This is a genomic window from Pseudonocardia alaniniphila (genome assembly GCF_022524485.1).
GTDB classification, from domain to species: Bacteria; Actinomycetota; Actinomycetes; order Mycobacteriales; family Pseudonocardiaceae; genus Pseudonocardia; species Pseudonocardia alaniniphila.
On the sequence record NZ_JAKXMK010000019.1, the window covers coordinates 185,526 to 198,949 of the forward strand.

At 71.1% G+C, this 13,424-nt stretch carries 15 protein-coding genes; 9 read left to right on the forward strand and 6 right to left on the reverse strand.

The genetic code is table 11. From position 1 onward, the window contains the following. The first annotated feature begins 47 nt into the window (after positions 1-47). Complete coding sequence (locus MMF94_RS22315; RefSeq protein WP_241039075.1) at positions 48-1,334, forward strand: acyl-CoA dehydrogenase family protein; 1,287 nt, start codon at positions 48-50, stop codon at positions 1,332-1,334. Positions 1,335-1,411: 77 nt separating this feature from the next. Here the strand turns inward: MMF94_RS22315 and MMF94_RS22320 are convergent, their stop codons facing one another. Both MMF94_RS22320 and MMF94_RS22325 read right to left on the reverse strand, forming a co-directional pair. Next, positions 1,412-2,395 carry an aldo/keto reductase gene (locus MMF94_RS22320; RefSeq protein ID WP_241039076.1) on the reverse strand — a complete coding sequence of 328 codons (984 nt, stop codon included), beginning with the start codon at positions 2,393-2,395 and terminating at the stop codon, positions 1,412-1,414. Continuing rightward, on the reverse strand, positions 2,361-2,558 hold the full coding sequence (locus MMF94_RS22325; protein WP_241039077.1) for a hypothetical protein: 198 nt from the start codon (positions 2,556-2,558) through the stop codon (positions 2,361-2,363). The genes MMF94_RS22320 and MMF94_RS22325 overlap by 35 nt, the downstream gene beginning before the upstream one ends. An 18-nt stretch (positions 2,559-2,576) precedes the next feature. On the opposite strand from MMF94_RS22325, the gene MMF94_RS22330 reads away from it, so the two are divergent. The 3 genes from MMF94_RS22330 (at position 2,577) to MMF94_RS22340 (ending at position 4,325) form a co-directional block, all read left to right on the forward strand. Beyond that, positions 2,577-3,290, forward strand: coding sequence for a hypothetical protein (locus MMF94_RS22330; protein WP_241039078.1), 714 nt, complete (start codon positions 2,577-2,579; stop codon positions 3,288-3,290). Positions 3,291-3,417: 127 nt separating this feature from the next. Further along, complete coding sequence (locus MMF94_RS22335) at positions 3,418-3,771, forward strand: DMT family transporter (protein ID WP_241039079.1); 354 nt, start codon at positions 3,418-3,420, stop codon at positions 3,769-3,771. Continuing rightward, a complete protein-coding gene (locus tag MMF94_RS22340) occupies positions 3,768-4,325 on the forward strand; it encodes a TetR/AcrR family transcriptional regulator (RefSeq protein ID WP_241039080.1) in 558 nt (185 codons plus the stop codon). Before MMF94_RS22335 ends, MMF94_RS22340 begins: the two co-directional genes overlap by 4 nt. A gap of 529 nt (positions 4,326-4,854) precedes the next feature. Here the strand turns inward: MMF94_RS22340 and MMF94_RS22345 are convergent. Continuing rightward, positions 4,855-5,604 (reverse strand): enoyl-CoA hydratase-related protein, encoded by a 750-nt coding sequence (locus tag MMF94_RS22345; protein WP_241039081.1) that lies wholly within the window; start codon positions 5,602-5,604, stop codon positions 4,855-4,857. Between the two features lie 278 nt (positions 5,605-5,882). Here MMF94_RS22345 and MMF94_RS22350 point away from each other — a divergent pair, with 278 nt between their 5' ends. The 3 genes from MMF94_RS22350 to MMF94_RS22360 all read left to right on the forward strand — a co-directional run bounded on the left by MMF94_RS22350 (position 5,883) and on the right by MMF94_RS22360 (position 7,798). After that, on the forward strand, positions 5,883-6,218 hold the full coding sequence (locus tag MMF94_RS22350) for a histone-like nucleoid-structuring protein Lsr2 (protein ID WP_241039082.1): 336 nt from the start codon (positions 5,883-5,885) through the stop codon (positions 6,216-6,218). A 59-nt stretch (positions 6,219-6,277) separates the two neighbouring features. Beyond that, the gene (locus MMF94_RS22355) at positions 6,278-7,330 is read left to right on the forward strand and encodes a DUF3047 domain-containing protein (RefSeq protein WP_241039083.1); all 1,053 of its coding nucleotides are present in this window, start codon (positions 6,278-6,280) and stop codon (positions 7,328-7,330) included. Positions 7,331-7,423: 93 nt separating this feature from the next. Then, entirely contained in the window at positions 7,424-7,798 is a 375-nt protein-coding gene (locus MMF94_RS22360) for a nuclear transport factor 2 family protein (protein WP_241039084.1), read from the forward strand. Between the two features lie 91 nt (positions 7,799-7,889). Here the strand turns inward: MMF94_RS22360 and MMF94_RS22365 are convergent, their stop codons facing one another. The 3 genes from MMF94_RS22365 to MMF94_RS22375 all read right to left on the reverse strand — a co-directional run bounded on the left by MMF94_RS22365 (position 7,890) and on the right by MMF94_RS22375 (position 10,363). Continuing rightward, positions 7,890-8,651, reverse strand: coding sequence for a 3-hydroxyacyl-CoA dehydrogenase (locus tag MMF94_RS22365; protein ID WP_241039085.1), 762 nt, complete (start codon positions 8,649-8,651; stop codon positions 7,890-7,892). Between the two features lie 37 nt (positions 8,652-8,688). Beyond that, entirely contained in the window at positions 8,689-9,069 is a 381-nt protein-coding gene (locus MMF94_RS22370) for a GNAT family N-acetyltransferase (RefSeq protein WP_241039086.1), read from the reverse strand. A 73-nt stretch (positions 9,070-9,142) separates the two neighbouring features. Next, on the reverse strand, positions 9,143-10,363 hold the full coding sequence (locus tag MMF94_RS22375) for an MFS transporter (protein WP_241039087.1): 1,221 nt from the start codon (positions 10,361-10,363) through the stop codon (positions 9,143-9,145). Between the two features lie 151 nt (positions 10,364-10,514). On the opposite strand from MMF94_RS22375, the gene MMF94_RS22380 reads away from it, so the two are divergent. Both MMF94_RS22380 and MMF94_RS22385 read left to right on the forward strand, forming a co-directional pair. Continuing rightward, positions 10,515-11,891 (forward strand): alpha/beta hydrolase family protein, encoded by a 1,377-nt coding sequence (locus MMF94_RS22380; RefSeq protein WP_241039088.1) that lies wholly within the window; start codon positions 10,515-10,517, stop codon positions 11,889-11,891. Continuing rightward, on the forward strand, positions 11,891-13,399 hold the full coding sequence (locus MMF94_RS22385) for a pyridoxal-dependent decarboxylase (protein WP_241039089.1): 1,509 nt from the start codon (positions 11,891-11,893) through the stop codon (positions 13,397-13,399). Before MMF94_RS22380 ends, MMF94_RS22385 begins: the two co-directional genes overlap by 1 nt. Positions 13,400-13,424 lie beyond the last annotated feature (25 nt).

Below are 13,424 nucleotides of genomic sequence, written 5' to 3' on the forward strand. Positions count from 1 at the left end.
CCGGAGGGGACGAGCCGATCCCCGGCGACGATGCGGAGGCGCGGACGATGGCCTGGGACTTCTCGACGGAACCCGAGTTCGAGGCACAGCTCGAATGGATGCGCGGCTTCGTCCGCGAGGAGATCATTCCGTTGGAGACCCTCGATCTGGACCGCGAGACCTACGCGCGGATCACCGCACCACTCAAGGAACAGGTGAAGGAGCGCGGCCTGTGGGCGGCTCACCTGCCGCCCGAGCTCGGCGGCGGCGGGTTCGGACAGGTCAGGCTCGGGCTGATGCACGAGATCCTCGGTCAATGCCGCTACGCACCGGGGATCTTCGGCAACCAGGCGCCCGACTCCGGCAACGCCGAGCTGCTCGCCATCGGCGGGAGCCCCGAGCAGAAGGAACGCTGGATGCACCCGCTGCTGCGCGGAGAGCTGCGCAGTTGCTTCTCGATGACCGAGCCCGGGGCCGGGGCCGACCCGACGCTGCTCTCGACGCGGGCGGTGCTCGACGGCGACGACTACGTGATCAACGGACACAAGTGGTTCTCGTCGAACGCCTCGCACGCCGACTTCCTGATCGTCATGGCGGTGACCGACCCCGACGTGTCGGCCTACCAGGGTTCGTCGATGATCATCGTGCCCGTCGAGACGCCGGGTGTGCGGATCGTCCGCGACATCCCGGTGATGGACCACCCGGCGATCGGCGGCGACCTCTACGGGGGACACGCCGAGATCATCTACACGGACGTGCGCGTGCCGAAGGAGAACCTGGTCGGCAACCCCGGCGACGGCTTCCGGCTCGCTCAGCAGCGCCTCGGCCCCGGCCGCATCCACCACGCGATGCGCTGGCTGGGCCAGTCCAAGCGGGCGTTCGACATGCTGTGCGAGCGGGCGGTGAGCCGGTACACCCACGGCTCCGTGCTCGCCGAGAAGCAGATGGTGCAGGACTGGGTCGCCACGTCCGCGGCGGAGATGCAGGCCGCACGCTTGATGACCTTGCACGCCGCGTGGACGATGGACCAGGTGGGCGCGTCGAACGCCCGCGTCGAGATCGCCATGATCAAGTACTGGGGCGCAAAGGTGCTCCACGACGTGATCGACCGCGCGATCCAGGTGCACGGCTCGCTGGGCTTCTCCGGCGACCTGCCGCTGGAGGGGATGTACCGCGCGGCCCGCGCCGCCCGGATCTACGACGGCCCCGACGAGGTGCACAAGAGCACGGTGGCGCGCCGGATCCTGCGCGGCTACACCCCCACCGACGTGCCGACCGAGCACGTCCCCACCCGCACCGAAGCGGCCCGGAAGAAGTTCGCCCAGTATCTGGAGGAAGCGACCGCGAACCTGTAGCGCGCGCCCCGCGAGTCGCCTGCGACGGCCGGTCCCGGCCGTCGCAGGCAGCCGCACACGCTTTCCGGTGCGCCGACCTACCAGCGGTCGTGGACGTGCGGGCGGATCAGGTCGTCGTAGACCTCGCGGATCGCCGTGCGCACCTGCTCCTCCAGCGGGGCGAGGTCGGCCGCCGCGGCGTTGCCGCGCGCCTGCTCCGCGTTCCGCGCGCCCGGGATCACGACCGTCACCTGCGGGAGATCGACGATCCAGCGCAGCGCGAACTGCGCCATCGTCGCCCCCGCGGGCAGCAGCGGCCGCAGCCGCTCGACGGCCTCGAGCCCGACCTCGTAGGGCACCCCGGCGAACGTCTCACCCACGTCGAACGCCTCGCCGCGCCGGTTGAAGGTGCGGTGGTCGTCGGGGCCGAACGTGGTGGCCGCGGTGTAGCGCCCCGAGAGCAGGCCCGACGCGAGCGGCACCCGGGCGATGATCGCGACGCCGGCCTCGTCCGCCGCGGGAAGCACCTGGTCCAGCGGCTTCTGCCGCAGCGCGTTGAGGATGATCTGCACACTCGCGACGCCGGGCCGCGTGATCGCCGCGAGGGCCTCGTCCACCCGCTCGACGCTCACGCCGTAGGCCGCGATCCGCTTGTCGGCCACGAGCTCGTCGAGCGCGTCGAAGACCTCGTCGCGCGAGTAGACGGGCGTGGGCGGGCAGTGCAGCTGCACCAGGTCCAGCGTGTCGACGCCGAGGTTGGCCCGCGAACGGTCGTTCCAGGCCCGGAAGTTCTCGCGCGTGTAGTTCTCCGGCACCTGCTCGACGCGCCGGCCCATCTTGGTGGCCACCACGAACCGCTCGTCTGCCCGCTCCCGTAGGAACCGGCCGACCAGCGTCTCGCTGCGACCGTCCCCGTAGACGTCGGCGGTGTCGAAGAACGTGACGCCGGTGTCGGCCGCCGCATGCAGTACCGCGAGGGCATCGACCTCGTCGACCCGGCCCCAGTCCGCGCCGAGCTGCCAGCAACCGAGCCCGACGACGCCGACCTCACGACCGAGTCGTCGCGCGTTCCTCTTCTCCATGGTCGGAGCGTACGTCGGCGGCCGCAGCCACTCGCTCGTGCAGCCGTGACCTGATCTCCTCCGGCGAGTAGGCCCGCCGGCGCCGCTCGGCCCGCACCGTGACCACCCCGGTGGCCGCAACCCCCGCGAGCCCGGCCAGGCCCAGCCACTTCCACCACCGCATCCGGCTAACCTACCGGCCGTGCCGGCCAGCGTGATCACTCTCGACCGGGCGTGCGAGCTGGCGCGGACCGGGGACGTCTGGATCTTCCGGGGCAGCAGTCCGGCCGACCGCGCCATCCGAGGGCTGACGAATGCCCCGGTCAACCACGTGGGCATGGCCATCGTCGTCGACGACCTGCCGCCCCTGATGTGGCACGCCGAGCTCGGCCGTTCGCTGCCGGACCTGTGGTCGGGCACGCACCAGCGCGGGGTGCAGCTGCACGACCTTCGTGACGCGGTGCTGGTCTGGGGCCACCGTTACGGCCAGCGCGCCTGGTTGCGGCAGCTCGACGGCCCGCTGACCCGCGAGATGGAGGACGCGGCGCTGCGCACGGTGGCGCGGCTCGACGGCACACCGTTCCCCTCGATGGCACGTCTCGCCGGCCGCTGGTTGCGGGGCCGGGCACCGGACCTGCTCCGGCGGCGCGACGGCCGGGACCCGTCGCCGGGCCTGGAGACCGCCTACTGCGCGGAGGTCGTCGCCGTGACGTACGAGGAGATGTGGCTCCTGGCCGAGCCGCGCAGCCCCAGTTGGTACGACCCCGGGCGCTTCTGGAGCGGTGACGAGCTGGACCTCGCACCCGGTTTCCGGCTCGGCGGGGAGATCGCGGTGACGCTGCCGCCCGCCCCGAGCGTCCCGGCCGAGGCCACCCGGCGACCTGCTCGCCGGCTCAGGCGAGGGCCGAGGGCCTGAGATCCGGCGAGGAGAGCACTGCTCGGCCGCGATCGCGTGCCCGCCGCGGCCTCCCACTGTGCCGCGTACCGGGCAACAACCTGAGCGTTCGACCAGGTTTAAGCTAGCCTGGACGCTCGGGTTTCTCATGGAGGTGGTGGCGGTGCCGTGGCTGTTCCTCGCCGGCGCGATCCTCATGGAGGTCGCCGCCACCACGGCGCTCAAGCTGTCCGAGGGGTTCACGCGCCTCGTGCCGTCGATCGTCGTGGTGATCGGCTACATCACGGCGTTCGCGATGCTGTCCCAGGCACTCACCCGCGGAATGGGGATCGGCGTGGCGTACGGCGTGTGGGCGGCCGCGGGCGTCGCGCTCGTGGCGATCATCGGTGCCGTGTTCCTCGGTGAGAGCATGACATGGGTGCAGGTTGCCGGGATCGCACTCGTCATCGCCGGAGTGCTCGCCCTCGAGCTCGGCGCCCGCCATCCGGAAGCTCAGCAATGACCCTCCCGGAGTCCACCGACGGCAGGCGGCGCAAGGGCGATCGCAGGCGGCGCCTGCTCATCGACGCGACGATGCGGGTGATCGAGCGCGACGGGTTGGCGGCGGCGAGCCAGCGCGTGGTGGCGCAGGAGGCCGACGTGCCGCCCAGCACCGTCACCTATTACTTCCCCGCCGTCGACGATCTGCTCGTCGCGGCGCTCACCGCCTCCAACGACGACTACATACAGCGGCTCGAGGAGTGCGCCGCGGCCGCCGACCCTCTGGCACAGCTCGCCCACCTCATCTCCGAGAGCACCGGCTCGCGCCGGGCCCACGTCGCGGCCGAGTACGAACTGTTCCTCATGGCCGGGCGGCGACCGGCGCTCCAGCCGGAGGCGGTGCGGTGGACCGAGGGCCTGGATGCATTCCTGACCCCGTACGTGGCGGACCCGATCGAGCGCGCAGGGGTCGCCGCGGCTGTCGACGGACTCTTCCTGCGTTGTTTCTGCGCGCCCGATCCGCCGGAAGCAGGCGAGGTACATAGCGTGCTCGCTCGGCTGATCCGGCGAGAATGATCGTCGAAGGAGCTCCGGCCGGGGTGGTTCGAGCGCCGGGTCGGCACCCGAGAACGGGAAAGCCCCGGTGGTTCTGCTGCGCCCTCCGCCCATTCCGCTCGTCGATAGCGACGGCGCGACGGGCATTCCGGCACGGCGCACAGCCATGCCTGCTCCCGCATCCCGCATCCTTGCCGTCTCGGCAGGGTCACTGTCCCGTAACGGTGTCCGGTTGCCGGGGCAGCCGGGCCGGGTCGCAACTCTCCCGGCAACTGCTCATCCAGGTCGGGCGGTTGTGAATCTCCTGTGACAAACGAGAGCGTGACTCCCATTGGCCGCTCCCTACCGGCCACCCGGATCCGGGCCGGTAACAGGCTCGACACCTCACTGCGACACCACATCTCGGGACATCAGTTCTCGCCGTCGACGCAGCAGAGGAGTGCCACACACACCGTCTTGTCGGGACCGTCATCCCGAGACGGTCATCTTCCGACGGTGCCCATGGATCGACGCCGCGCCATCATCGGGCGCGCTATTTGCATGAGTCCTCTCACCGCCCGTTCCAGCGGGGCGAGCGCTTCTCACGGAACGCGGCCACCCCTTCGTCGGCATCCTGCGACATGTTCACCATGATCTGGGCCCGTTCCGTGGCAGACCATCCGCGCGATTCCTCATCGGCCACCACCTCCGAGACCGCTCCGAGCGTGGCGCGCTGGGCGATGGGGGCGTTGGCACACACCCGCTCCGCGAGGGCCAGCGCCGCGGCCTCCGCCTCACCGGGCTCGACCAGCGCGTTCACCAACCCCAGCGACCATGCCCGCTCCGCGTCCAGCGGCTCGCCGGTCAGCAGCATCTCGTTGGCGATGTTGCGCGGCAGGGCCCGGGGCGCCCGGAACAGGGCACCACAGTTGGCCACCAGTCCGCGCGCGGTTTCCGGCAGCGCGAATCGTGCGGTCCGCGCGGCCACCACGAGGTCGCAGGCCAGAACGAGCTCGAATCCGCCGCCGTAGGCGATGCCCTCCACAGCAGCTACCAGAGGGGTCGAACGATCACGCCGGACGACACCGTAGTTGCCGCCCCGCGCAGTTGGACCACCCGCGCCGGCCACAAGATCAGTGCCTGCGGAAAAGGCTTCCGGCGATCCGGCGAGCACACCGGCCCACAGCTCCGGATCGTCGTCGAGCTCGTTGAGCGCCGCGTCGAGTGCGGCCGTCATACCCGCATCGATCGCGTTGCGCTTGGCCGCGCGCTCCATCCGTACCAGCAGGATTCGTGCTCGTCGCTCGACCGTCACAGCCACGCCTCGAGCCTAGTCACGTCGACCCAGACCTCGGCAGTAGTGGCCCTGACCGGGCCTTTTCCGGCACCCGGCGATCCCATTCGGCCGGAATGGCCCGGCGGCCGGGGCGAGGATGGACCCGGTCGCCAAGGAACCTTCCGACCCCGATCGACAATGGGCACCTCACTCCTTTATTATCGTGCTCGCAATTGACACCCACCCCTGTTCGGAACCGTGGAACCCTCGTAGGACATCGAGGGCGCCTCGGTGTACCCGGAGCCCCCTGAAAGGCAGCGCACATGGCCAAGCAGACGACGGTCACGCTCGTCGACGACCTCGATGGCACCGAGGCCGAGGAGCAGATCGAGTTCGCGATGGATGGAAGGTCCTACGAGATCGACCTCTCGGCGGCCAATAGCGCCAGATTGCGTGAGGCGCTGGAGCCGTTCGTTTCCGCTGCCCGCCGCACCGGTGGCCGCCGTCGTTCGGGCGGCAGTGCGGCTCCGGCCCGCCCGAGCACCGACCGCGAGCAGAACCAGGCCATTCGGGAATGGGCCCAGACGCAGGGCATGAAGATCTCGGAGCGGGGCCGCATCCCGTCCAACGTGCTCGAGGCCTACCACCAGAGCCACTGACACAGAAGCTGAACATCTGTTAGCGCCCTTCGGGCGCCGCGGTATGCCAGGCTAGGTCGATGATCCAGCCGGCTGCCGTGCACATGGTGCTGCCGGGAAACGATCCATCGTGGACCGGCACCGGCATCCATGTAGATCGTGGCGACCGCGTCACGTTGCTCGGATCGGGTCGCATCACGTGGTCGGCGAGCCACTGGGGCGGCCCCAAGTATCACCTCTGGGGCCGTGTCCCGGGTGGAGACGTTTTCGGCTGCACCCAGGACACCACCACCGTTGTGGTCGACCGCTCGGGGCCACTGCAGCTCTGTGTCTACCTCGGCGCCTGGGCCGACCGGTCCGGCACGCTCACCCCGATGACGTGTGCCGACGGTTGCGGCTCCCCTGGATGCGACCCGGGGTCGTTGGCGGTCACAGTGCTGCACTGGCCGCGGGGCGTCGATCCGGTCGACGGCCTCGCCGCACTGCCGCCCGGCATCGCCGATCCCCGGCTCGCCGACGCGGAGCGGCGGCGGCTGCTCCACCCCGTCGTGCCACCGGCCGGCTGGTCCTACCTCCTGGCCGCCGGACCGGCCGACGTCTACCGGCACGCCCTCGCCGATGGCAGGCCGGTGATCGAGGTCCTCTGCGATGACGACGCCGGGGCCATCGAGAAGGACGTCGACATCGTCCTGGGTAACGACACGATCATCGAGTGGAGCTGGCGGGTCGAGGCACTGCCCGGCAGGGTCGGTGAGAACACGGCGTGGACCCACGACCTCCTCGGTATCGCCGCGGTCTTCGCCGCGGGGCCCGAGGCGAACGGCCGGCCCGAGCCGAGCATCAACTGGTTCTGGAGCACCACCCTGCAGCCCGGGGACGACGCCTTCGACTGCCCCGTCCCCGGGTGGACCGAGACGCATGTTCCCGTGCGCCGCGGGCCGGCAGGGCTCGGGCGGTGGCGACGGGAGTCGCGCGCGGTGCAGGCCGACCACGAGCGGTTCATCGGTCCTGCCCCGGCCCGCATCCGGTCGCTGCGGCTCGTCGCGGTGAGCCACTTCGGTCACGGCACCGGCCGGGCCACATTCCGCGACATCGTGGTCCGCACCGGCGGTAAGCGAATTCAGGTGCTCTGACCGCGAGCATTACCTCCGAGGTGATCGACCGGCCCACCGCGGCCGGGCGAAGGTCTTCGTGTCATGTCCGACCGTGAACACCGGAGGCTCCCGATGCCCGCAACCATTACTCCCGGCACCGATCTGGTTCAGGCCTACCTGGCCGCGTGGAACGAGACCGACCCGGCGACCCGCAAGGCCGCGATCGATGCCGCATTCACGCCTGACGCACGCTATGTCGACCCGCTCGCCGACGTCAGCGGCGCCGACGGGCTCGACGCCCTGATCGCCGGGGTACAGCAACAATTCCCCGGGATGGAATTCCGGCAGATCGGGGATGTCGACTCACACCATGACGTGTGCCGCTTTCAGTGGGGCCTCGGTCCGGCCGGTGCCGAGCCGCTCGTGATCGGCTTCGACGTCGTGGTGGTCACGGCGGACGGCAGGGTCACCACCGTGCACGGTTTCCTGGACCGCGTGCCCGCGTGATCGCCCCGAACGGGCCGGCACTCCGCACAGGATGCCGGCCCGTTCCGGCCGGACCATGTCGTCGGTAAACGCCCGCCGGCCGGGGCCGCTGTCAGCGCGGGCCCATCCGGATCGCGCCGTCGAGCCGGATGACCTCGCCGTTGAGCATCGGATTGGCGACGATGTGGGCCGCGAGTGCCCCGAACTCGGCAGGGTCGCCCAACCGGGACGGGTGCGGCACCTGTGCACCGAGCGACGCCCTGGCCTCCTCGGGAAGGCCGGCCATCAACGGTGTGTCGAACAGGCCCGGCGCGATGGTGACCACCCGGATGTACATCGAGGCAAGATCACGGGCGATCGGCAGGGTCATCCCCACCACCCCGCCCTTCGACGCGGAGTAGGCCGCCTGGCCGATCTGGCCGTCGAACGCGGCTGCCGACGCCGTGTTGATGATGACGCCGCGCTCCTCACCCACGCGATCGTGGGCCACCATGCGTTCGGCGGCGAGTCGCAGCACGTTGAACGTGCCGATCAGGTTGATCTCGATGATCCGGGTGAAGTCGGCGAGGGGGAAGACACCCTTCTTCCCGATCACCCGGATCGCATTGGCGGTGCCGGCGCAGTTGACGGCCACCCGGAGCGGGCCCAGGGCGTCGGCGACGTCGAGCGCCGCCACCACCTCACTCTCGCTGCGGACATCCGCGGGCGCGAACCGCGCCGCGTCTCCGAGCTCGGCGGCCCGCTCCTTCCCGGGCGAGCCCGGCAGGTCGATGATCACGACCTTCGCTCCGGCGGCCACGAGTGCCTTCGTCGTGGCGAGTCCGAGGCCGGATGCGCCCCCGGTGACGACCGCGACGCTCTCGGAGATGTCCACAGATCCTGCTCCCGTCCGAACCGTCAGAGGTGACTGTTCATGCCGGGAACGTCATACCATCGCCTGATCGGGAGGCGCACAGGCGCCACACCACGTCGACGCCCACCTCCCCCGCCGTGCGTTCCTCCTGCGGCGCCCGCCGGTCCACCTCCCGGAACCCCACGCGCCGCGGGATCGCACCGCTCGCGACGTTGGCGAGGTCGTGGACGATCTCGACCCGGTCTGCTCCGATGCGGAACGCCTCCGACGTGAGCGCCGCGGCGGCCGCCGTCGCGTAGCCGTGCGCCGCCCACGCCATCCACGGCGCGAGGTGCTCGATCGACTCGCTCACGGCGCGGTAGAGATCCTCGGCGTCCCCGCGCCGCCACCGCCGCAGCACGACCGGGCCGCGACTGAGCTCGTCCGAGGCCGTGTGCACGCCGCGATTCTGCCCCGGCACATCACGATGTGTGATGAGGCGGCTGCCGATGGGAAGGCGGCCCGCAGGGTTGTCAGTCCGGGGTCGGGGTGGTGGCTGCTGCGTCCGGCCGGCTGCTGCCCCGGGCTGCGCTGTAGCGGATGCGGGCGATTCCGGCCGCCACCGCGAGTGGCACCGCCACACAGAGCGCCACCCGGAACAGCGTCCCGAAGGCACCCGTGTCGGCCAGCGGTCCGGCCGCAGCGGTGCCGGCCGAGCTGCCCAGGAAGAGCAGCGCGGCGAACAGCGCCACGGCGGTGGCCCGCTCCGTGGGCACCACCTCGGTGGCCCAGCCCTGCAACGTCGTGTGCAGGAACGCCCAGGAACCACCGAGCACCAGTCCTGCGACCGTGACGGTCGCGACGTTGACCGTGATCGCGGGGACGGACCAGCCGACGATCAGCAGTACCCCACCGATGCAGGCGAGCCCGCCCGGGGACGTCCGCCCCACCAGCATGCGCACCAGGCGCGACCAGCCGAGCGCGCCCACCCCGAACGACGCGGCCACCAGGCCGGCGAGGGCGGCCGAGGACCCCAGCGCCTGCACGGCCGGGGCCAGGTAGGTGAGCACGCCGAGCACCGTCATGCCTTCGACGAACACCAGTGCGAACACCACCAGTGCCCACCGATCGCGCAGCACCCGCACGACCGACCGCAGCGGGTTGCCCGTGGCGGGGCTGCGGTCCGGCTCCGGCAGCCGGGACAGGGCGACCCAGAGCAGGGCCGCTGCCACCGCCGTCACGCCGGGGACCACGCGCCAGTGGATCAGATCGGCGAGCAGGCCCGCGCCCGCTGTGGCGACCGCGATGCCGAGCGACGACGCTGCCAGTACGTCCGCCAGCGGACGCTGGCGCACAGCGGCAGGCCACATGTCACCGACGTAGACGAGCGTCGACGGGATGAGCGCGGCGAAACACCCGCCCGCCACCGTGCGGCATATCCCGAGAGCCAGCAGGTTCGGGGCGAGCACCGACCCGATGCCTGCGGCCGCCGCACCGAGCAGGGACAGGCGCATCACGCGGACGCGGCCGATGCGGTCGCTGATCATCCCCCACACCGGCTGCATCAGGCCGTAGGCCAGGAAGTACGCACTCGCCACACCTGCGACGGCCGACAGGGGCGCGTCCAGGTCGAGACCGATCACCACGAGCAGAGGGGCGATCGCGAAGCGGTCGCAGGTACTGGTCAGGGCGGCCAGCTGCAGCAGCCGCAGCCTCCCTCGCTCCCCCACACTGGGGCGCACCTCCGTGGTCACCCGACGACCATCGTCCGTCATGGCCGCTCACGCTGCATCGAACCGGGGTGAGAACGGTCACTACCGACCTTCCGGCCGAGCCGCACGTGAGGCGCGAACAGCACCTCCGCGCCGGTCAAGGGCCCCAAAACCGACTCACTACGGTGTGCCAATGCGACGGACGATCTTCGGGCTCATCGCGCTGCTGCTCCTGAGCGCGTGTACTGGACCGGGAGCTGACACACCGCGGGATCTCAGCGGCGACTGGCACGGCAGCATCAACACCCCGGGGAACCCACTGCAGATCGGCGTACGCATCGCCGGCACCACCGGCACCTTCGACCTCCCGGCCCAGGGTCTGCGTGCGCTAGCGCTGAAGGACGTACGCCTCGACGGTGACGCCGTCTCGTTCCACCTGCCCGACGTCCCGGGCGGCGCCACCTTCGACGGCACCCGGAACGAGGACGGCACGATCGCCGGGACCTACAGCCAAGGCGGGCAGACCGCCCCGTTCACGCTGAGCGCAGGCGCTCTGCCCGATGTCGGACGGCCGCAGGAGCCGCAGCCGCCCTTCCCGTACCGCAGCGAGGACGTGACGTACCCGAGTGGTCCGCTGACCATGGCCGGGACGCTGACCCTCCCCGAGGGGGACGGACCGTTCCCCGCGGTCATGCTGATCACCGGCAGCGGCGCGCAGGACCGCGACGAGACGATCGCGGGACACAAGCCGTTCCTGGTGCTCGCCGACGCGATCACCCGCGCCGGCTACGCCGTCCTGCGGGTGGACGACCGCGGCGTCGGGGGCTCGAGCGGCGATCTCCAGCAGGCGAGCTACGACGACCTCACCGGCGACGCACTGGCCGGGCTCGCGTTCTTGAAGAGCCGCTCCGAGATCGACCCCGCGAAGATCGGGCTGATCGGCCACAGCGAGGGCGGCTCCCTCGCGCCTCTCGTCGCCCAGCGGGCCGGTGCGGGCGGGGTAGCGTTCGTCGTGCTCATGGCTGCCCCGGCCGTCACCGGGGAGGAGGTGCTCGTCCTGCAGAACCGGTTGCTCTTCCAGCAGGCAGGCGCGCCCCCGGAGCAGGTCCAGGCCCAGATCGACTACGTGCGCAATCTCAGTGGGCTGCTGCGGGCGCAGGACTACGACGCCGCCCGGCAGCTCTCCCGCGACCGCATCGCCCAGCAGACCTCCGCGCTGCCCGAGGACCAGCGTCCGAGTGCCGAGGAGCTCGAGGCGCAGCTGCCGGCAACCCCCGCGTACCGCGCTGTGCTCACCTACGACCCCGCGCCGGCCCTGCGGGCGTTGCAGGTGCCGGTGCTCGCCATCTTCGGCGCAAAGGACCTCCAGGTGCCACCGACTCAGAGTGAACCCGCGCTGCGGACGGTGCTCGCCGGCAAACCGGACGTGACGATCCGCACGTTTGCCGAGCTCAACCATCTGATGCAGCCGGCCACCACGGGCGCCATCACCGAGTACCCGACGATCGATACGACAATCGACGCCGAGGTGCTCAACCTGGTCACCAACTGGATGAGCGAGAGGTTCTGATGCCCGACGTCGACCCTGAGGAGTTCCGGAGGCTCGGTCACGCCGTCGTCGACTGGATCGCGGACTACCGAGCCGGTGTCGCCGACCGGCCCGTGCTACCCGACGTCCAGCCGGGATGGGTCCGAGAGCAGCTGACGCCCACGCTGCTGTCTGCCGGTCTGCCCGAGGAGCCGCAGCCGCTCGCCGGCCTGCTCGACGAGATCGACCGGGTGGTGGTGCCTGCCACCACCCACTGGCAGCACCCCGGCTTCTTCGGCTACTTCCCGGCCAACGCCTCGCTGCACTCGCTGCTCGGCGACATGCTCTCCACCGGTCTCGGTGTGCAGGGGATGCTCTGGGCCACCTCGCCCGCAGCCACCGAGGTGGAGCAGGTGCTGCTCGACGCCATGGCGGCGGCGCTCGGACTGGACGCGTCCTTCACCTTCGCAGGCGGCGGGGGCGGGTCGATCCAGGACTCCGCGTCGTCGGCTGCGCTCGTAGCGCTCCTCGCGGCCCTGCACCGCAGCAACCCGGACTGGCGGGAACGCGGCGTCGACGGCACGGAGCGCGTCTACGCCACCGCCGAGACGCACTCCGCGCTCGCGAAGGCCGTGCGGGTCGTCGGGCTGGGCAAACAAGCGCTGCGCATCGTCGAGCCGTCGCCGGGCTCGCTCGCGATGTCGCCCGACGCCCTGGCCGCCGCGCTCCGGGCCGACTCCGAGGCCGGTCTGCGGCCGGTTCTGGTCTGCGCCACCGTCGGCACGACGGGCACCGGCGCGATCGACCCGGTGCGGGAGATCGCGCACGCGGCGGCCGAGCACGGAGCCTGGGTGCACGTCGACGCCGCATGGGCCGGTGTGGCGGCGCTGTGTCCCGAGCTCCGCCACCTGCTCGACGGGGTCGAACTCGTCGACTCGTTCTGCACGAACGCCCACAAATGGCTGCTCACGGCCTTCGACGCGTCGCTGTTCTGGGTGCGGGATGCCACCGCACTCCCGGCCGCGCTCTCGATCACTCCCGAGTTCCTCCGCAACGCCGCCTCGGAGTCGGGCTTCGTCGTGGACTACCGCGACTGGCAGGTGCCGCTCGGTCGCCGCTTCCGTGCACTGAAGCTGTGGGCGGTCGTGCACGGCCACGGGTTGTCCGGGCTTCGGGCGCACATCCGCTCGCACCTCGCACTCGCCGAGAAGCTCGCCGGCCAGGTGCGCGAGGACCCCACGTTCGAGCTCGCGGCCGAGCCGTCGCTCGCGCTGGTGTGCCTGCGTGTCGTCACGGGCGACGGGCCGGAGTCGGACGATCGCGCCACCCGCACCGTGCTCGAGCGCGTCAACGCCTCGGGCAGTGCGTTCCTCACCCACACCACGGTGGGTGGCCGCTATGTCATCCGGGTCGCCATCGGATCGCTGCTCACGGAGTCCTCGCACGTCGACGCGTTGTGGGAGTCACTTCACGATGAGGCGGCGAAGGTCCTCGCGAACGATCCGGACGATCGTCGCGATCCCGGCCACTCCGGCTCGACGCACGTCTAGCGGGCAGCGGCCCGTTGCCGCCACC

What these genes read in the sequence shown, in the direction of transcription:
- MMF94_RS22315 (WP_241039075.1), top strand. Translation starts at nt 48, where the DNA reads ATGGCCTGGGACTTCTCGACGGAACCCGAGTTCGAGGCACAGCTCGAA.
- MMF94_RS22320 (WP_241039076.1), bottom strand. Translation starts at nt 2,395, where the DNA reads ATGGAGAAGAGGAACGCGCGACGACTCGGTCGTGAGGTCGGCGTCGTC.
- MMF94_RS22325 (WP_241039077.1), bottom strand. Translation starts at nt 2,558, where the DNA reads ATGCGGTGGTGGAAGTGGCTGGGCCTGGCCGGGCTCGCGGGGGTTGCG.
- MMF94_RS22335 (WP_241039079.1), top strand. Translation starts at nt 3,418, where the DNA reads ATGGAGGTGGTGGCGGTGCCGTGGCTGTTCCTCGCCGGCGCGATCCTC.
- MMF94_RS22340 (WP_241039080.1), top strand. Translation starts at nt 3,768, where the DNA reads ATGACCCTCCCGGAGTCCACCGACGGCAGGCGGCGCAAGGGCGATCGC.
- MMF94_RS22350 (WP_241039082.1), top strand. Translation starts at nt 5,883, where the DNA reads ATGGCCAAGCAGACGACGGTCACGCTCGTCGACGACCTCGATGGCACC.
- MMF94_RS22355 (WP_241039083.1), top strand. Translation starts at nt 6,278, where the DNA reads ATGATCCAGCCGGCTGCCGTGCACATGGTGCTGCCGGGAAACGATCCA.
- MMF94_RS22360 (WP_241039084.1), top strand. Translation starts at nt 7,424, where the DNA reads ATGCCCGCAACCATTACTCCCGGCACCGATCTGGTTCAGGCCTACCTG.
- MMF94_RS22380 (WP_241039088.1), top strand. Translation starts at nt 10,515, where the DNA reads ATGCGACGGACGATCTTCGGGCTCATCGCGCTGCTGCTCCTGAGCGCG.
- MMF94_RS22385 (WP_241039089.1), top strand. Translation starts at nt 11,891, where the DNA reads ATGCCCGACGTCGACCCTGAGGAGTTCCGGAGGCTCGGTCACGCCGTC.